The following is a 17939-nucleotide window of genomic DNA, read 5'->3' on the forward strand; positions in this document are numbered from 1 at the left end:
TTATATAATATGAGCTGGCGCTATAAATCACAATTATTTGAAACAAAAGTCTATTAGAAGAGTTTAGGTTTTTATAAAAATAGTTAAATCCATACAGAATAATTTTTGAAAATATTCAACCTTAACTGATTATTTTAATTGAATATTCAACCAAAAAATAATGTAGACTGCATGCGTAAAAATTAGGAAGAATTATAAGAGTGAATAATTTAATTATTGGAACCCTATTTGCACTGTGTGCAGCGGCTTTAAATGCATCTATTGGTGTAATTAGTAAATTACTCATGCACAGTGGTTTAAACCCGCAAGACATTGCCTTTTTAAAAACCATTATCGCCTTTTTCTTTTTAAGTATGTTTTTATTTAAAGTGCCTGTTAGCCAAAAGATTGCATTTATTAGCAGCACACCAAGTAAACTCAGCGTTTTTGCTCAAATTGCTATATGTGCTTTTTTAGGAATTTTCTCGCTATTCTTTTTCGAGACTATTGCCTATAACCACGGTGCTGCGGCCAATGTCGTGGTGGTACTCATGGCTTCGGCTGCCATCTCTGCCCTATTTTTTGGGAGGTTCATTTTAAAAGAAAGCATCTACATTCATTCGCTTATTGGAACATTATTGGCGGTTGCTGGGATTAGCATTATTTCGTGGAAAGGTGAAAATAGTCTTTTAATGCTGATTAATGCTTCTATTGCCGGTACGGGTTATGGCCTATTTTCGGTTTTAGTGAAAAAGTTCAAATTAAACGGCGGCCTGTTTTTGACTAAATACTTACTGCTGTTTGGTAGTGTTTATCTTGCAGTTCCGTTTTTAGTAAATTTACATGCTATACACTTTAATATCGACATTGTCTTAGGTTTGATTGGTTTAGCCGTTCTACCAACCATACTCGGCTTTTTCTGTACCACTAAAGCGTTGTCTTATATGAGTGCCGCAAAGGTACAAGTGACCGAGCTTTCAGAACCTATTTTTGCAGCGCTCATGGCTTGGGTTTTCATTCATGAACAGCCGACTTTATCGTTTTTATATGGTGCAATCTTCATTATTTCAGGCATCTTTTTAATGAACAGAGCGCCGAAATCAAACTAGCTGATTTCATTTATTTCGTTGGCGTGGTGACAAGCCACTTGCACCACACTGGCAAAGTTAATCGCCATCTGTGAAGGGGCATGTTTCTTATAAGCAAGCCCTAAACCCACCGTAGGTACAGGCGCTTTCAAAGAGCGATAAGCCACACCTTGTATTTGCAATTGTTTGGTCGACTCGGGAACCAAAGACACCCCTAAGTTTGCAGATACCAACGATAAAATTGACACAATTTGCGGGGCATTTTGTCCAATTTTCGGTTCAAAGCCACGCTCATGGCAGGCTTGTTTAATCGCATCAAAAAGCCCTGCACTCACTGAAGGTGGCGAGACAATAAAATCAAGTTCTCGCAGCGCAGTTAAATCAATTTCCTGTGATACATCGTCGAGTTGAAAAGACTCTGAAGGTAAAGCAGCAATGAGCGGCTCAGCCAATAATTCTTGAAGAATGAGGCTATCCGGCATATTGCGTGGCGAGCGAATAATTGCGACATCTAAACGGTCTTCAAGCAATAAATCGATGAGCAGTAAGGTATTGGCTTCTTCAAGCTTTAAATTTACTTTCGGGTATTGCTGCTGGAAATAGCGAACACATTTAGGAATTAAAGGATTCAACATTGAAGTACCTGTAAAGCCTAACCTTAATTGACCCACTTCGCCATTTGCCACTTGCTTAACAAGGTTTGCTGCATCTTCTACACGCTGCTGCACTGGCTGAATGGCATTTAAAAAGGCAAGCCCCGCTTCGGTCAGCTCCACCCCATGAGGCGAACGAATAAATAAATCTGCACCGAGCTCTTCTTCTAAGTCTCGTATTTGCATACTTAAGGGCGGCTGGCTCATGTTTAAGCGCTGCGCAGCTTTGGTAAAGTTTTTTTCTTCTGCTACTGCCAAAAAGTAGCGTATATGCCTGAGTTCCATTGTTATATATAAAACATATCGTGTCCCATTATTAAATATATTAGAAAAATAGCTTCTAAATTGCTAATTTTAATTTATCGAATTTTCTCGATGCAGCATGCCTTTAGGCACTGCTCTTTTTTCTGTCATGGTCATGATATGAACTCTTCATCTACACCCAGTACCTTAAACACTGAGGCAACGTCTGTTCTTTCCCGTGAGTGGATTCACAAAGGGACTAAAGCTTATAAACATGCAGGATTTGCTTTATTCCTCGTAGGTTTTGCCAGCTTCTCTCTAATTTATTGTGTACAGCCACTCTTACCTGCATTTAGCCAAAGCTTTCAGATTAGTCCTGCGAGTAGCTCTTTGGCACTGTCATTAACGACTGCCTTTTTAGCCATTTCGATTGTGCTATCGAGTGCCTTTTCACAAGCGATTGGCCGTCGCGGTGTGATTTTTACATCAATGCTGTGTGCAGCAATTTTAAATATTGTCTCGATGTTTACACCGAACTGGCACAGTTTACTGATGGCGCGTGCGTTAGAAGGTTTATTACTCGGTGGCGTACCCGCAGTGACTATGGCTTGGATTGCCGAAGAAATTGCACCTGAACACCTCGGTAAAACTATGGGTTTATATATTGCAGGTACAGCCTTTGGTGGCATGATGGGCCGTGTCGGTATGGGTATTTTGGTTGAATATTTTTCATGGCGCGCCGCCTTAGGCCTACTTGGAGCAATCTGTTTTATTTGCTCAATTGCATTTTTAAAATTACTTCCCGCATCGCGTAATTTTGTGCAGAAAAAAGGGCTGAATTTAGGCTTTCACATGCAAATGTGGCGTGCTCATTTAAGCAATACTAAATTATTACGCCTATTTGCCATTGGTTTCTTGCTCACCAGTGTTTTTGTCACCCTGTTTAACTATGCGACCTTCCGCTTAAGCGGCGCACCTTATTCACTCAGCCAGACACAAATTAGCCTTATTTTCTTGTCGTATAGCTTTGGTATGGTGTCTTCATCGTTGGCAGGTAGCTTAGCCGATCGCTTCGGTAAAAAAACCATGATGATGAGTGGCTTTGCCTTGATGATCGTGGGTAGTCTCATGACCCTGCTCAGCTCTCTTTTCGGCATTATCATTGGCATCGCATTTATTACCACAGGCTTCTTTATTACCCACTCACTTACGAGTAGTTCTGTGGGTGCTGAAAGCAAACAAGCTAAAGCTCATGCCAGTTCGCTTTACTTGCTGTTTTACTATATGGGTTCAAGTATTGTCGGCTCGGCGGGCGGTTGGTTCTGGTTACACGGTGGCTGGAGTGCGATTGTCGGCTTAACCGTGTTCTTGTCTTTAATTGGAATATTTTTAGCGATTTATACATCACATGCCAAAGCGCATTAATGTAGTAAAACCTTAACTTTTTTAGGCTAAACCCGATGAGCATTTAAAAATCATATGAAAAAATTTAAATGCTCATTTTTTGGCTTGTATTTTTTTTAAGAAACTGTAAAATTCACTCCACATCGCCGGCATAGCTCAGTTGGTAGAGCAACTGACTTGTAATCAGTAGGTCCACAGTTCGAATCCGTGTGCCGGCACCATCATTAAACCTCATGAATATTTGATTTATGGGGTTTTTTGTTGTCTGTAGGTTTTGGAATAGACCTTTTGACTGTGCCGCCTTAGGTGGTAAAGAAATTCGTTAATAAGAAATGAAAAAAGCCCAACATCCTGTTGGGCTTTTTTCGTATTTCGTTACTAGGCATACATCCTGTAATACCTCACGTCCTGGTGCTTAAACTTATTATTGTTGTTTTACGTTTTGGAACTTCCTGTTCCTGATGAGTTCATCATAGGCAATTCATGAGGTCATAGAAAGACGACAATTTCCTGAATGGATGTAGGAAAAAGCGTACATGGTTCTTTTAAATTTAAAACTTGATTTATCTATCATGGAAATAAAAATATGAATTTATAAGAAGTTATGTTCTTCAATTAAATAAGAAAACGATATAATGAGTTTATTACTTTATTTCTAAAATAAATTTAAAAACAACAAGGAACGAGATGTCTAATCTACCTTTAAACCTTTTTCAATCTTTAGTGATCATCCTTGCATGCCTTATTATCCTTGTAAGTAAAATGCCTCAGCTAAAATTTAGAAAAACCATATTATTTTTAGCTCTTGGCAGTCTTACTTTAATCTGTGCTTTGGCAATATTTGGCTTCTTTAATTAAGCCTTATTTCTTGCTCTTCTCTATCATTTTTTCAAAGTGTTTAAGGTTTGGATTCAGCATGTCCCAAGCATAGGTCTGACTCACAAAAACCTCCGCTTTAGGATGATAGAGACTTGGGTCATCCAAAGTGCCTGCGCGTATTGAAATCATTTCAGGAACAAGTTCAGGTAAGCCAAAAAGTTGAGAACCACAAGTCGGGCAAAAGGCTCTTTTAATGGGACGACCAGAAGAACCTAATGTCTCAAAATATTTTAGTTCGCCACTTATTTTCAATTCAGATTGATGAAAAAAAGCGATTGGAGCATAGGCCGAACCTGTTGCCTTTTGGCAATCTCGACAATGGCAATTAAAACTATAACGTGGCTCTGCATCGCTTTGATAGCTCACAGCTCCACATAAACATGATCCTTGATATTTAACTGGCATGGCTCACCCTATTTTTTTATTGCTGTTATTTGAATATAACGTACATACCCATTTTGATAGAGTTGTTGGCATAACTTTGCAGTCATTAGGATTTTAAAATTTGCCAACCCTCTGTTATGGCTTTGTGCTTGTTGATTTTGAATATACTGTGAAAAACCTAATAATACCTGTTCTGATAAATCTTCGATTTTAATATCTGTAAAACCTTGTTGTTCCAAGGTAGTTCTCAGTATCTCTTCCGTGAGTAAGGCATCCCAAGTGACATCGGCTGCTTTAAGTAAGTAACGATGCTTTTGTTCTTGTAGCATGGTCATGTTGTGACATGAGTCGGCACGCATCAAGTAATGAAAACCTAATCGTCCTTTTGAATTTAAAATGGGAGTAACCGAATCCAGCAATGAATTTAAATGACTGTGATAAGCCGCATCGATACAGAGCACCACATCGAAGCGTTGTTTAAATTCAAATTGTTTTAAATTTAAAAATGAACCACAGAAAATCTGACTTATTTCAGGAATAAATTTTTGAATTTTATTAACACATGAGGCTTGTAGTTCAACAGCACTGAGGCTTTTGGGGTGATAGTGCTGTAACCAGTGCAATAAACTTGCACCCTGCCCACAACCTAAATCTAAGAGATGATCTTTTGAATTTAAATTGACAGCTTGTGCCAAATGATCAGCCAATTGGCGACAAGCTTCACGGTAGGTTTGGGTATTTTTCCAAAAACCCAAGTTTGTCCAAGCAAGCTCTTCACTATCCCCCAAACTTGATGCATCAATTGCATATTTATGAGGGATAAATCGAGAAAGAGCTGCTCGAACTTTTGCTTTCACAATTTTAGTAACCGAGTTCAGGGGCAACTTCGACCTTAGGCTTTAATCCCACGAATGGTAAAGGTGCACCTAAAATTTCAGCAATATGCATCGCAGAAGTCACTGCTGACTCTAAAATTGGCAAACCATCACATGACCATGAACCACAGTAGAATACTTTACGGTTTGGTTCTAAGTGACGTTGTTGTAGCTCTTTGTTTAAAGCAATGGTTTGAGAGTCTACAACTGCACGCGTTAAGGTCACTTTTGAAATGACTTTTTTAGGGTCAATATCAACTACTGGACGCCAAGTTTGGAATACAGGATTTTTACCTACCAGTGATGGCTCAACGGCATTCATCCAAACTGTAAACTGCTGACGAGTAAACTTACGGTCCATCATATAGCTCAGCACTGACCAGTCTTTACGGCGTGGTGGCATTACTGTTGCATCTGTATGAATAACCAAGTCGCCTTGTTCAAAGCGGAACTGTTTAAGCAGATTCATATCTTCTGCAAACTGTTCAGGGTTTAAGAACTCTTCAAGTTTAGAAGTTGGTGTCGCCACAATAACGCGGTCAAATGTACCTTGGTCACCTTTTTCATTTTCGACCAGTACTTTTTCACCTTGTAGCTCAACTTTTTTAATTGCCGAACCGCTATGGATATCAATGCCTTTAATTAAGCTGTCTACAAATGCAGGTGTACCGCCTTTCATACGCAACAACATGTCACCATCAGTTAAATGACGCAAAAACTCAAGAAGGTTTTTCGCAGGCCAATCACCAATTGTTTTTGGGTTACATGTACAAATCGTATAAAGCACCGGCATAACTACACCATGCCAGAATACTTCTTCAATATCGTTCTGATTAATAAATTCAGCGAGAGTAATATCTTGATTTTTAGATTTAAAGAACTGGTGAATCGCAGTTTTTAATTGCAGCATCCCTTTTACCAGACGCCAGCCATATTGCTGGATACCTTTACGGTTATTGATAATTGGGAAATTACCAATACGGCTACGAGATGTGGTTAACCATGTTTCAGTACGATCTTCAAATAACCAGCTACAAGACATATAGGTACGAACCGGAAAGGTTTTAATGCCTAAGTGTGCAGCAAGGCTGAGTGTATTTTTCCATAGATGCGGGTTCATAACACGCAATGGTGCATCAATAATCCCACCATCGAACTCAATGCTATGACTGTCCATTCCCCGGCCAGGAAGTGCTTCAAATATCGTGATTGTATGTCCTGCATCTTTCAGAATTCTTGCTGCTGCAAGTCCTGCCATTCCACTGCCAATAATTGCGATATCCAAAATGATGTCCCATTTTTCGAGAATTTTTTTGATTATCACTCATACCCTAAAAAAACACCGTATTAAAAACTACCAGATTTTTATTTTTTGCATCAATTTATATAGAAAAATTTTAAAAGATAAGCCCAAAAGTTTTTCATAAAATTTTACAAAAGAGGATGACTGTATAAAAATCTATATTTTTTAAAAATTTAAAAAAATTCTTTTAAATAAAATAAGATAATTTAACTGTATTTATATCATTCGTTTTACAAGTATCTTTTTTTGCGGTATCATGGTGGCATAATAATGAGAACTAAATCACACAAAACAATGCCGACACAATAATGATATCCATCATAAAAACAGAAACTTTACAGCGAAAAAGCCCGCTATTCACACTTGATAGCGGGCTTTTTATTACTTTGCTTTTAAAGATCATTAAGCACAGCTTAGCAATTTATCCTTCTTGCATGATTGAACCGAATTTTCCACGATTAAAATCGTTAATCGCTTCCATAATCTCGGCTTTGGTATTCATGACAAATGGACCATAACCTTCGATTGGCTCATTCAGTGGTTGGCCAGTCAACACCAAGAATTTAGTGTCTTCTTCAGCATTTAAGCTAAACTCAACGCCCTCACGAGATAAAATCGCAACAGTTTTGCCTTCAAGACGGTTTGTATCATTAACCACAACCGCACCCTCTAGCACAACAACAAGGGTAGTATGCCCTTCAGGTACATACAGGGTATGTTTTTGGCCTTTTACCAATTTACCGTCCCATACATTTAATGGACTAAATGTACTTGCTGCACCTTTTGCATCTGCATATTCACCTGCGATCACACGCAAATGACTACCGTGCTCGTCTAGTGCGATGTCCGGAATATCTTTAGCTTCAATGGCTTGATATTTTCCAGGGGTCATTTTTGAATGCGAAGGTAAATTTACCCACAATTGCACCATTTCAAAAAGACCGCCATGCTCTGCAAATTCAGGAGAATGGAACTCTTCATGTAACACCCCTGCACCCGCAGTCATCCATTGCACGTCACCGGTTTTAATGGTTCCGCCACCACCACTTGAGTCTTTATGAGTCACTTCACCTTGATAGGCAATAGTAACTGTTTCAAAGCCACGGTGAGGATGTGAACCTACACCTTGTTGTTCGGTGGTTGGTGAGAAGTTATAAGGCGCTGCATAATCCAGTAACAAAAATGGGCTTAGGGTTTGGCCTAAACGGTCATAAGAGAACAGGTTATATACAGGGAAACCATCACCAACCCAATGCATGTGGTTATTTTGATATGCACCAAGAAATTTCTTCATCTGATCTCTCCTATATATGTAGGATTTTCTTGAACTGAGATTGATTTTACGCCTCAATAATTGCAGTTTATAGATCAGGATTAGCAACACATTATTGCATTTATGAGACAATCATAAATTTTGATGTTTTGTTTAAGAGATCGTCCTATTTTTAAAATTCTTAATCCTATTTTTTAGACTTAATTACGACAACAAACTCATCTAGCATGATTTTAGGCACTGATGACCTACTCAATAATTTTTGATTATTCAATTTGATAACATGAGGACATAAAAAATGGCTCAAGATTATGTACGCTTAGACAAGGATAATGCTGCGGTTCTTTTAGTTGACCATCAAGCAGGTTTACTTTCTTTAGTTCGAGATATCGATCCGGATAAATTTAAAAACAACGTACTTGCTGTTGCAAATGCAGCAAAATACTTCAATCTTCCAACAATTTTAACAACCAGTTTTGAAACTGGTCCAAACGGTCCTTTAGTTCCTGAGTTAAAAGAAATTCACCCAGATGCACCTTTTATTCCACGTCCAGGCCAAATCAATGCGTGGGACAATGAAGATTTCGTAAAAGCGGTTAAAGCAACTGGTAAAAAACAACTGATTATTGCAGGTGTTGTAACTGAAGTTTGTGTGGCTTTCCCTGCACTATCTGCTTTGGCAGAAGGCTTTGAAGTTTTCGTAATTACTGATGCTTCTGGTACTTTCAACGAATTAACACGTGATGCAGCTTGGGACCGTATGTCTAAAGCAGGTGCTCAGCTGATGACTTGGTTCGGTATGGCGTGTGAGTTACACCGTGACTGGCGTAATGATATTGAAGGTTTGGGTACATTGTTCTCAAATCATATCCCTGACTACCGTAACCTGATTTCAAGTTACAATCACAACACTAGCCAAAAATAAGTTCTATTGCCAAGATTAGGGTGCTTAAGCATTCTAATCTTGAATTTAAATGGGTTGAACGGACATTGATAAGTTCTTTTGATGATTTTTATTATTTCTATTTGGTCGTAAAACACGGCGGCTTTAGTGCGGCCAGTGAAGCCGAAAATATTAGTAAATCCAAGCTCAGCCGACGTATTATTGACCTTGAAAATAAATTTAATGTCAGCCTGATTCAAAGAACAACCCGCCATTTTAAAGTGACCGAGTTAGGTCAAGAGTTTTACGAGGAATGCTGCAAAGTCATTGCTCAAGTTGAATGTGCAGAGAACGTGTTATTAAAGCAAAAAAGTGAGCCTCAAGGTTTGGTAAAAGTAAGCTGCCCACCTTTAATGATGCATTTTCAAATTAGAAAAATTTTAAATCAGTTTTTAAAAACCTACCCTAAAGTTGAAATATCTCTTGAGCTAACGAGCCGTCGAGTAGATATCTTGCATGATGACATCGATCTTGCAATTCGAACCAATTTTGAACCGAATGAAGATTCAAATTTAATTGTTCGTGATGTGATTAAAACCGATCACTGTCTGGTGGCTTCGCCTGAATTACTGCAAGGTCGCACCATTAAGCATTATTCCGAATTACAGGACTTTCCAAGTATTAGCTTAGGCACACAAAAGCAAAATTATATTTGGCATTTATGCAATATACGTAATGGTGAATCGGTTGATGTTCCTTATCAACCACGAATTAAAAGTAATGACTTAGCTGGCGTTTACTATGCCGTGATGGACGGTTTAGGTATTGCAGATCTTCCTTTTTTAACCGTTGAATCGGAAATTCGTAAAGGAACACTGGTCCATATACTTCCTGACTGGAAGTCGAATATTGGCATGCTACAACTGGTTTATGTGTCTAGAAAAGGTCAACGTCTGGTGGTCGAAAAACTCATTGAAACCCTCATTGATGAGCTTCGTCGTTTACCCGAAAGCCATGAAGGATATTTGCCGACTTAAATAAAAAACCGGTCATGAATGGGCATGACCGGTTTTTTGTGAAACATCACATGCAGTATAACTGCATGTTTTCGTTCAGAACAAAGCGAACTCGCTTTATCCCTTACTCAGATAAGTCTACGCAGAGGTATTTCATTTCGACATATTCTTCGATGCCGAATTTTGAACCTTCACGACCTAGACCTGATTGTTTTACGCCACCAAACGGAGCAACTTCGTTTGAAATCGCGCCTGTGTTAATGCCGACCATACCGTACTCAAGTGCCTCACCTACTCGCCATTGACGAGCTGTGCTTTGAGTAAACAAATAAGCAGCTAAACCGAACTCGGTATCGTTCGCCATTGCCACTGCTTCATCTTCAGTTTTAAAGCGGAACAATGGGGCAAGCGGACCAAAAGTTTCTTCTTTAGACACTTTCATGTCTTGCGTTACGCCAGTTAACACAGTCGGTTCAAAGAATGTACCGCCAAGTGCTGAACGCTGACCACCAATACGAACAGTTGCACCTTTCTCAGTAGCATCAGCAATATGAGACTGCACTTTAGCAATCGCATCTTCATCAATTAAAGGCCCTTGAGTTGAACCTTCTTGACGGCCATCGCCAACTTTAAGCTTAGACACAGCTTCAACCAAACGCTCTGCCAATGCATCATAAATGCCATCTTGAACATAAATACGGTTAGCGCAGACACAGGTTTGACCGCTGTTACGATATTTACTTGCCATGATGCCCTGAACCGCTTGTTCAAGGTTGGCATCATCAAATACCAATACAGGCGCGTTACCACCCAGCTCAAGCGAAAGCTTTTTAATGGTTGGCGCACATTGTTGCATCAAGATACGACCAACTTGGGTTGAACCTGTGAAGCTTAACTTACGAACAATATCGCTTTCGCATAGGGTTTTACCGACTTCAACCGCATCACCACTAATGTTAATTAAAACATCGGCTGGTAAGCCTGCCTGTAAAGCCAATACTTCAAGTGCATAAGCAGTTAACGGTGTTTGTTCTGCCGGTTTAACCAACATTGAACAACCTGCAGCAATGGCTGGACCTGCTTTACGCGTGATCATGGCAGCCGGGAAGTTCCACGGCGTAATTGCAGCTGTAACACCAATCGCTTGTTTAATCACGAGCAGACGTTGGTTTGGCAACGTAGGTGTTAAGACTTCACCATCAATACGACGCGCTTGCTCGGCAAACCAGCGAATGAATGATGCTGCATAACCAATTTCACCACGTGCTTCTGCCAATGGTTTACCTTGTTCAGCCGTTAAAATCTGTGCCAGATTTTCTTTGTGCTCTAGCATGAGGTTGTACCATGCCAATAACACATCAGCACGCGCCAAGGCAGTTTGCTTTTTCCAAGCAGCTTGCGCTTTTGCCGAACGGTTAATTGCGGCTTCAACCCCTGCACGGTCATAGGTTTTCACCCATGCCAAAGTTTCACCCGTAGCAGCATCATTCACCTCGATATAGTCATTTGATGCAGGTGCTTCTAATGAAATATCAGGATGTTTTAATAAATACTGCAAATTATTTTGAATCATGCAGATTGCTCCATTGCTTTTGCACTACCTGCTTTTAGTGTCGCAAAACCTTGTTTCAAGATATCAAGACCTTGACGGAACTGCTCAGCAGGAATGGTTAATGGATATAAGAAACGAATTACATTACCGTATTTACCACAAGTAAGAAGTAACAACCCGTTTTCCATTGCATAGTTTTGTACAACTTTTGCTTGTTCAGCAGTCTCAAGTTCTACTGCAACCATTGAACCCAATGCACGAATATCAGTGACCACGTCACCTGTTGCTTGCTGAATATCTTTAAGCGTAGCAACTAACTCAGCGCCTAATTCATTTGCACGGTCGCATAGGTTTTCTTCTTCAATCGCGTCAATCACGGCATGCGCAGCTGCAACTGCAATCGGGCTACCTGCATAAGTACCGCCTAGACCACCCGGGTTTGGTGCATCCATCACTTCTGCACGGCCCACAACACCCGAAATAGGGAAACCGCCGCCCAAGCTTTTCGCCATCGTGATGAGGTCTGCTTTAGTTTCATAATGGTTCATCGCAAATAACTTACCAGTACGAGCAAAACCAGATTGCACTTCATCAGCGACAAGTAAAATACCGTGCTTATCACAAATTGCACGTAAACGTTTTAAGAACTCGGCTGGCACCACATTGAAACCGCCTTCACCTTGTACTGGCTCAAGTACAATTGCTGCTACGTCATGTGGCGCAATATCTTCACTGAAAATATCTTCAACGCTTTCAATTGCCGCATCTACTGAAATACCTTTTGCAGGTACAGGGTAACGTGCGTGGAACACACCCGCTGGCATTACACCGAAATCACGTTTGTAAGGCGCAGTTTTACCTGTCATTGCCATGGTCATAAATGAACGGCCGTGGAAACCGTTACCAAACGTGATAATGCCGTGACGACCTGTGTAACAACGAGCAATCTTCACTGCATTTTCAACTGCTTCTGCACCTGTTGTGAAAAAAGCTGCCTTCGCAGGACCAGCAATTGGCGCGCGTTCATTAATACGTTCAGCTAAAGCCACATAGCTTTCATATGGCGTAACTTGATAAGCAGTGTGAGTAAATTTAGTAAGTTGTTCAGTCACCGCTGCAATGACTTTAGGGTGGCGATGGCCTGTATTTAAAACCGCAATACCACCAGCGAAATCGATAAATTGGTTGCCTTCCTTGTCCCAAATCGTGGCATTTTCAGCTTTTTCCGCATACCACTGACACATCACGCCTACACCACGTGGAGTTGCTTGCTGTTTACGTGCGTTAAGTGCAGAATGTTGAGTATCCATTTGATTCCCTCATATTTTCATCATCAGTTGCAGCTTAGTTTTTTTGCATCCTGTGCTTAATTTTCAGGGTGCTTTACAACGACTGCCTATGCATGTAATTTCGCTCGTCTGATGGCAACTGACGAGAGCCACTTTTTAACTGTAGGAGAGAGCCAATTGCGTAGTTTACTTGGAGATCATTTGCTGCAACGACTCCAACAGGACACTGAAGGGAAACTACATCAACGCCTTTTCCGTTGCCTGCGTGGTGCCATTATTGATGGAGTCATCCAGCCCAAGACTCGTCTACCTGCATCACGCGATTTAGCCAGTGAAATTCATGTTTCGAGAAATACCGTTCTTAGTGCCTACGAACAACTACAGGCCGAAGGCTATTTAGAAGCACGGACAGGACATGGCACATGGGTTGCCGAAAAGTTACCAGAGAGTTTTTTAAATACACAAAACAAGAAAAAAGTAGTTTCTAGCCCAAATATTCAAAGTTCTTACGCCCTCTCACAGCGTGGCTCAAACTTATTGGGCTATGCCGCAGCCTCGCCACATCAATGGGGAGCCTTTGTTCCGGGAGCACCCGATGTTACCGAGTTTCCACATCATATTTTTAGTCGTATTCAAGCACGCTTAAGCCGCGAACCGGACATTAACCGTCTAATTTATAGCAATGCAGGTGGATGCATAGAGCTTCGAAGTGCGTTGGCAGATTACTTACGTGTTGCGCGTTCAGTCCAGTGCGATGCGGACCAGATTATTATTACCGAAGGCATTCATCAAGCCATTGATTTAGTCTCACGTGCACTGAGTGATATGGGAGATAAAGTCTGGATTGAAGATCCCGCTTATTGGGGAATGCGTAATACGTTACGGATTAATGGCCTCGATATTCAGCCCATGCCTGTCGATGCTGAAGGCATTATTCCCGAAGAAAATCCGGCAGTACCGCCTAAACTCATTTTTGTCACACCATCACATCAATATCCGCTTGGCTCACATTTAAGCCTTGATCGTCGCAGACAATTGATTCAGATTGCACGTCAGCACAATAGCTGGATTGTAGAAGATGACTATGACAGTGAGTTCCGTTTCTCGGGCCAGCCTTATCCATCTTTGCAAGGCTTAGAAAATAACGCACCTGTTTTATATATGGGCACGTTTAGTAAAACTATTTATCCATCTTTAAGAATTGGCTATTTGGTCGTCCCTAAGCCGTTATTTTCACCGCTACGTATTGTTGCGGCCGAACTTTATCGTGGTGGGCACTTGCTTGAGCAAAAAGCCCTCGCTGAATTTATTCGTGAAGGCCATTATGAAGCGCATATTCGCCGTATGCGTCTGCTCTATGGTAAACGCCGTGATTACTTGGTGAGCTTAATTCAACGCTATCTTGGCCCCGAATTTATTCATGAATATGACGAAGCGGCAGGGTTACATCTGGTTTTAAAACTACCGAACTCTTGCGATGATGTCGCGATTGCAGCCACAGCGCTTGAACGTGGCGTCAAGGTTCGTCCACTGTCTCAGTACTACATGCAGTCGCATGCACATGCAGAGCGCGGACTGCTGATGGGCTTTGCCTGTGTAAATGAAAAAGATATGGTGATGGCTTTTGGCGTCTTGCTTCAATGCTTACGTGAAGCAGGTGTACCCACACTGAATTGATCTTTTTATCTGAGCAAAATAAAAAAGAGCCTCATTGTGAGGCTCTTTTGGTTTAAAAATTTAAACTAACTTTTCTTCATGGCTATGAGTTAAATGGGTTGCGCGACGATCTTTACCCCAACCTAGCTTTTCAGACAACAATCCGAAGAACACAATAATGCCGAACAATGCTGTGGTGTAAATCACTTCTTTAAAATAAGTACCTTCAATCAACATGGTAAGAATTGCACCAATAATTGCAAAGATCACCACATAGGTTAGGTAAGGGAACATCCACATTTTAAAGTCAATCTTCACGCCTTCAGCTTCTAATTTTTTACGCATACGAAGCTGAGAATAAGCAATGGTCAGGTACACATATAGTGTTGCTGCACCTGTTGTTAGCATGAAGAAGTCATAAACATTCATACTCTCTGTTGCAGTTAAAATTACCGCAATTACAGAGAAGAAGCATGACACAATTACACCCACCCAAGGACTGCTTTTACTGTTTACAGAACCAAAACTTTTTGGTGCATCACCACGTTTAGACAACGAGAATAACATCCGTGAACACGTGTAAAGCGCTGAGTTAAAGCAACTACATACCGATGTTAGAACTACAAAATTTACGATATGGCGCGCGCCCGGAATACCAAGTGCAGACAGAGTTACACTATAAGTACCCCAAGTCGAATCTTTTAAAAGTTCATTGTTGTGAGGAATAAGACATACCGCAACGAACATTGAACCAACGTAGAATAAAATAATACGCCAAACCACCGAGTTTGATGCCTTACGAATTTCTTTAGATGGATTTGCAGACTCTGCCGCTGCTACAGTAACAATTTCAGCGCCAATATAGGCGAACATCACCCCAAGCAAGGCGGTAATCACTGATGAACCACCATTTGGCATAAAGCCTTGAGAGGTTAAGTTACTTATACCAGATGCAGCTGGATTGCCCCAAGGCCATAAATGCATGATGGCTAAACTACCAATCACAAGGAAAACAACAATCGCGATGACTTTGATGAGCGCAAACCAGAACTCGAATTCACCATAGTTTTTGACGTTTTGTAAATTGACAACAACCAGTGCGACAATGACGACGGTCATATAAACCCAGATCGGAATAAACGGGAACCAGTTGTTTAAAATTTTTCCTGCTACATAAGCTTCCCAGCCCATGAGCATCGCCAGCGTACACCAGTACAACCAACCAATTGAAAACCCTGCCCAACGGCCAATCGCACGGTCTGCATAAGTTGAAAAAGAGCCACTGTCGGGATTTAAAACGGCCATCTCACCTAACATACGCATGATGAACCAAACGAGTAGACCACCTAAAGCATAAGTTAGAAAAACTACAGGGCCGGTGTTGTAGATAATACTGCCTGAGCCAACAAAGAGAGAGCCACCAATAACCCCTGCAATCGAGATCATGGTTAAGTGGCGTGATTTAAGTCCATGTTTTAAACTTTGGGAGTGATTGGCTTCAGAACCATTTTGATGAGCTGCCATATCATTTTCCTTAATATATGGAGGATATCGGCTAGTCTCGGAAATCCTCCGAAGCCAAAAAATATCCCCTAAAAATTTAGCCGTTCTGCCCAATTCCTAAAACAGAAAATTCACTGAGCTTATCCGGCGCTTCCGTATGCATACTTCCAATGGCTTTAATTTGTCGTTTCGGCACTCAAGAAACGAGAGCCATTTTTGTAATAAAAGAGAGAGCCAATTGCAAAATTTATACGCAAAATTGGCCCTTTTTATAGAAGATGCTGGTAAATGGCTCTTTGTTTTTATTTTAATCAGATTGAAATTCTTTAGTTTTGTTCAGAGATTAACAACGCTTTTGTGCCTGTTTCCAAAGCTCTAAATATATGTTTTTGATCGGCGGGATAACAAATATAGTCTCCAACACCCAGCTCAACCGCTTCATCAATTAAACCCACCAAAGCTCGCCCTTCAACCACAATAATATGTTCTACCGAACCAACTGGATGTGGTTCTGAAAGCCGATCTTCGCCCGGTTCAACAATCAATAAATAAACATCTCGGCGCGCATGGGGTGGACAGGTCGCCAACAAAATTGCTTTGTAATTAGCAATCTCCGAACTCACCGTTGGCCCATCGCCACAGCGAATGACTTGCACTTGATTGCTCGGTTCTTCCATCAAACGCGCAAATGGAATATTGAGTGCAACACAAAGTGCCCACAAGGTTTCAATACTTGGATTACCTTGCCCTGCCTCTAATTGAGAAAGTGTAGATTTGGCAACACCTGCACGGCGCGCAACCTCTGCCAATGAAAGCCCTGCTCTTTGGCGTTCACGCGTTAAACCTTTGGCAATAATTTCGATTGGCTGAGACATTCATTCTATCCGTTCTATAAAAAAAACGATCGTTCGTTTTGACAAAACAATCAGACTTATTCATTATAATGGAAAATCGTTCGTTATATCATGACATGACTACATACGCTCTTATTAGAAAACTTAGTAAAGATACTACTCGCTCGATTTTCTTTGTGTGTCTAGCAACCAGTGTTGTTGGTATGTCCTTAGGTTCACTCGCCGCAAGTTATGGCTTAGCACTCTGGATCCCACTTTGTCTGTCCATATTTGTGCTCGCGGGAACTGCCGAATTTATTTTTATTGGATTCTTGGCGGTAGGTGGTAGCCCGATTGCAGCTGCAATTGCAGGACTACTCGTCAATTTAAGACATCTGCCTTTTGGCATAGCGGTCAATGAACTGATTCGAGGCAAATTCTCTCAATATTTTGGGTCTCATATCATGAACGATGAAAGCGTTTTGTTTGGTATGGCACAGCCTGATTTCGAAACCAAAAAGGCTGCTTACTGGCTATGTGGTATAGGCATCATGCTCAGTTGGCCGCTCGGTGTCACTGCAGGTTATTTTATTGGGAGTGCTATTCCAGACCCTAAAACATTTGGCTTAGATGCGATTTTCCCAGCTATTTTAATTGCTCTTACTTTTTCTGCTTTAAAGAATAAGGTGACTCGAAAAGCTGCATTTGCCGGATCAACTTTAGCGTTGATAACCACACCCTTTTTAGCCGCAGGACTTCCAATCCTGATTTCACTTTTTGGCTTGATATGGGGTAGAAAAAAATGAGTCAACAGTTATTGATTATTGTAGGGATAGCTCTACTCGCACTGGGTACGTACAGTATCCGTTTTGCTGGTTTCCACTTAGGTGCCAAGTTTTCATTTTCTGAAAAATACCAAGTTTTACTCTCAAACGGCGCCACCGTTTTGCTCTGTGCCATTGCTGTGACCACTACATTTTTTGAAGGTCACCATTTCGCAGGTTTCGCACGTATATTTGGGGTGGGTTTGGCACTTTTCTTAGTTTGGAAAAAAGCACCGCTTTTATTGGTGATTTGTCTGGCAGCGGCTGGCACAGCACTGGTACGTTTACTTGGAATTGAATAA

General features: G+C 40.9%; 16 protein-coding genes and 1 tRNA gene. 8 read left to right on the top strand and 9 right to left on the bottom strand.

The features are described 5' to 3' along the window. Window positions 1-200: 200 nt before the first annotated feature. Window positions 201-1088: a DMT family transporter gene (locus EGS71_RS11540; RefSeq protein WP_001061062.1), complete on the top strand. Its 888-nt coding sequence runs from the start codon at window positions 201-203 to the stop codon at window positions 1086-1088. On the opposite strand, the gene sxtR is transcribed toward EGS71_RS11540, so the two are convergent. Further along, the gene (gene sxtR, locus EGS71_RS11545) at window positions 1085-2005 is read right to left on the bottom strand and encodes a multidrug efflux pump transcriptional activator SxtR (RefSeq protein ID WP_000423163.1); all 921 of its coding nucleotides are present in this window, start codon (window positions 2003-2005) and stop codon (window positions 1085-1087) included. The genes EGS71_RS11540 and sxtR overlap by 4 nt on opposite strands. A 138-nt stretch (window positions 2006-2143) precedes the next feature. Between sxtR and sxtP the strand changes: the two genes are divergently transcribed. Together sxtP and EGS71_RS11555 are read left to right on the top strand one after the other, a co-directional pair. Further along, window positions 2144-3388 carry a multidrug efflux MFS transporter SxtP gene (sxtP, locus tag EGS71_RS11550; protein ID WP_001089019.1) on the top strand — a complete coding sequence of 415 codons (1245 nt, stop codon included), beginning with the start codon at window positions 2144-2146 and terminating at the stop codon, window positions 3386-3388. Window positions 3389-3512: 124 nt separating this feature from the next. After that, window positions 3513-3588, top strand: a tRNA-Thr gene (locus EGS71_RS11555). A 640-nt stretch (window positions 3589-4228) separates the two neighbouring features. On the opposite strand, the gene EGS71_RS11560 is transcribed toward EGS71_RS11555, so the two are convergent. The 4 genes from EGS71_RS11560 to EGS71_RS11575 form a co-directional block, all read right to left on the bottom strand. Continuing rightward, complete coding sequence (locus EGS71_RS11560; RefSeq protein WP_001144531.1) at window positions 4229-4651, bottom strand: GFA family protein; 423 nt, start codon at window positions 4649-4651, stop codon at window positions 4229-4231. 8 nt (window positions 4652-4659) lie between these two features. Beyond that, window positions 4660-5487, bottom strand: coding sequence for an SAM-dependent methyltransferase (locus EGS71_RS11565; protein WP_000645061.1), 828 nt, complete (start codon window positions 5485-5487; stop codon window positions 4660-4662). Between the two features lie 4 nt (window positions 5488-5491). Then, window positions 5492-6790, bottom strand: coding sequence for an NAD(P)/FAD-dependent oxidoreductase (locus EGS71_RS11570; protein ID WP_000350212.1), 1299 nt, complete (start codon window positions 6788-6790; stop codon window positions 5492-5494). Window positions 6791-7229: 439 nt separating this feature from the next. Beyond that, window positions 7230-8102: a pirin family protein gene (locus EGS71_RS11575; RefSeq protein ID WP_000713961.1), complete on the bottom strand. Its 873-nt coding sequence runs from the start codon at window positions 8100-8102 to the stop codon at window positions 7230-7232. 277 nt (window positions 8103-8379) lie between these two features. On the opposite strand from EGS71_RS11575, the gene ycaC reads away from it, so the two are divergent. Next, the gene (gene ycaC, locus EGS71_RS11580) at window positions 8380-9006 is read left to right on the top strand and encodes an isochorismate family cysteine hydrolase YcaC (protein WP_000046156.1); all 627 of its coding nucleotides are present in this window, start codon (window positions 8380-8382) and stop codon (window positions 9004-9006) included. Between the two features lie 20 nt (window positions 9007-9026). After that, on the top strand, window positions 9027-10001 hold the full coding sequence (locus EGS71_RS11585; protein WP_000912184.1) for a LysR substrate-binding domain-containing protein: 975 nt from the start codon (window positions 9027-9029) through the stop codon (window positions 9999-10001). 103 nt (window positions 10002-10104) lie between these two features. On the opposite strand, the gene EGS71_RS11590 is transcribed toward EGS71_RS11585, so the two are convergent. Together EGS71_RS11590 and gabT are read right to left on the bottom strand one after the other, a co-directional pair. Next, window positions 10105-11553, bottom strand: coding sequence for an NAD-dependent succinate-semialdehyde dehydrogenase (locus EGS71_RS11590; protein WP_000615681.1), 1449 nt, complete (start codon window positions 11551-11553; stop codon window positions 10105-10107). Next, on the bottom strand, window positions 11550-12842 hold the full coding sequence (gene gabT / locus EGS71_RS11595; protein WP_000380899.1) for a 4-aminobutyrate--2-oxoglutarate transaminase: 1293 nt from the start codon (window positions 12840-12842) through the stop codon (window positions 11550-11552). Before gabT ends, EGS71_RS11590 begins: the two co-directional genes overlap by 4 nt. A gap of 156 nt (window positions 12843-12998) precedes the next feature. Between gabT and EGS71_RS11600 the strand changes: the two genes are divergently transcribed. Further along, on the top strand, window positions 12999-14498 hold the full coding sequence (locus EGS71_RS11600; protein ID WP_001257162.1) for a PLP-dependent aminotransferase family protein: 1500 nt from the start codon (window positions 12999-13001) through the stop codon (window positions 14496-14498). Between the two features lie 60 nt (window positions 14499-14558). On the opposite strand, the gene EGS71_RS11605 is transcribed toward EGS71_RS11600, so the two are convergent. Then, a complete protein-coding gene (locus EGS71_RS11605) occupies window positions 14559-16001 on the bottom strand; it encodes an amino acid permease (protein ID WP_000718864.1) in 1443 nt (480 codons plus the stop codon). Between the two features lie 305 nt (window positions 16002-16306). Further along, complete coding sequence (locus EGS71_RS11610) at window positions 16307-16855, bottom strand: helix-turn-helix domain-containing protein (RefSeq protein WP_000081859.1); 549 nt, start codon at window positions 16853-16855, stop codon at window positions 16307-16309. Between the two features lie 68 nt (window positions 16856-16923). Between EGS71_RS11610 and EGS71_RS11615 the strand changes: the two genes are divergently transcribed. Together EGS71_RS11615 and EGS71_RS11620 are read left to right on the top strand one after the other, a co-directional pair. Further along, window positions 16924-17619 (top strand): AzlC family ABC transporter permease, encoded by a 696-nt coding sequence (locus EGS71_RS11615; protein ID WP_002010728.1) that lies wholly within the window; start codon window positions 16924-16926, stop codon window positions 17617-17619. Further along, a complete protein-coding gene (locus tag EGS71_RS11620; protein WP_000082712.1) occupies window positions 17616-17939 on the top strand; it encodes an AzlD domain-containing protein in 324 nt (107 codons plus the stop codon). The genes EGS71_RS11615 and EGS71_RS11620 overlap by 4 nt, the downstream gene beginning before the upstream one ends.

This window comes from Acinetobacter sp. FDAARGOS_559 (assembly GCF_003940475.1).
Lineage (GTDB): Bacteria > Pseudomonadota > Gammaproteobacteria > Pseudomonadales > Moraxellaceae > Acinetobacter > Acinetobacter baumannii.

What these genes read in the sequence shown, in the direction of transcription:
- sxtR (WP_000423163.1), bottom strand. Translation starts at nt 2,005, where the DNA reads ATGGAACTCAGGCATATACGCTACTTTTTGGCAGTAGCAGAAGAAAAA.
- sxtP (WP_001089019.1), top strand. Translation starts at nt 2,144, where the DNA reads ATGAACTCTTCATCTACACCCAGTACCTTAAACACTGAGGCAACGTCT.
- EGS71_RS11560 (WP_001144531.1), bottom strand. Translation starts at nt 4,651, where the DNA reads ATGCCAGTTAAATATCAAGGATCATGTTTATGTGGAGCTGTGAGCTAT.
- EGS71_RS11575 (WP_000713961.1), bottom strand. Translation starts at nt 8,102, where the DNA reads ATGAAGAAATTTCTTGGTGCATATCAAAATAACCACATGCATTGGGTT.
- ycaC (WP_000046156.1), top strand. Translation starts at nt 8,380, where the DNA reads ATGGCTCAAGATTATGTACGCTTAGACAAGGATAATGCTGCGGTTCTT.
- EGS71_RS11590 (WP_000615681.1), bottom strand. Translation starts at nt 11,553, where the DNA reads ATGATTCAAAATAATTTGCAGTATTTATTAAAACATCCTGATATTTCA.
- gabT (WP_000380899.1), bottom strand. Translation starts at nt 12,842, where the DNA reads ATGGATACTCAACATTCTGCACTTAACGCACGTAAACAGCAAGCAACT.
- EGS71_RS11605 (WP_000718864.1), bottom strand. Translation starts at nt 16,001, where the DNA reads ATGGCAGCTCATCAAAATGGTTCTGAAGCCAATCACTCCCAAAGTTTA.
- EGS71_RS11610 (WP_000081859.1), bottom strand. Translation starts at nt 16,855, where the DNA reads ATGTCTCAGCCAATCGAAATTATTGCCAAAGGTTTAACGCGTGAACGC.
- EGS71_RS11615 (WP_002010728.1), top strand. Translation starts at nt 16,924, where the DNA reads ATGGAAAATCGTTCGTTATATCATGACATGACTACATACGCTCTTATT.
- EGS71_RS11620 (WP_000082712.1), top strand. Translation starts at nt 17,616, where the DNA reads ATGAGTCAACAGTTATTGATTATTGTAGGGATAGCTCTACTCGCACTG.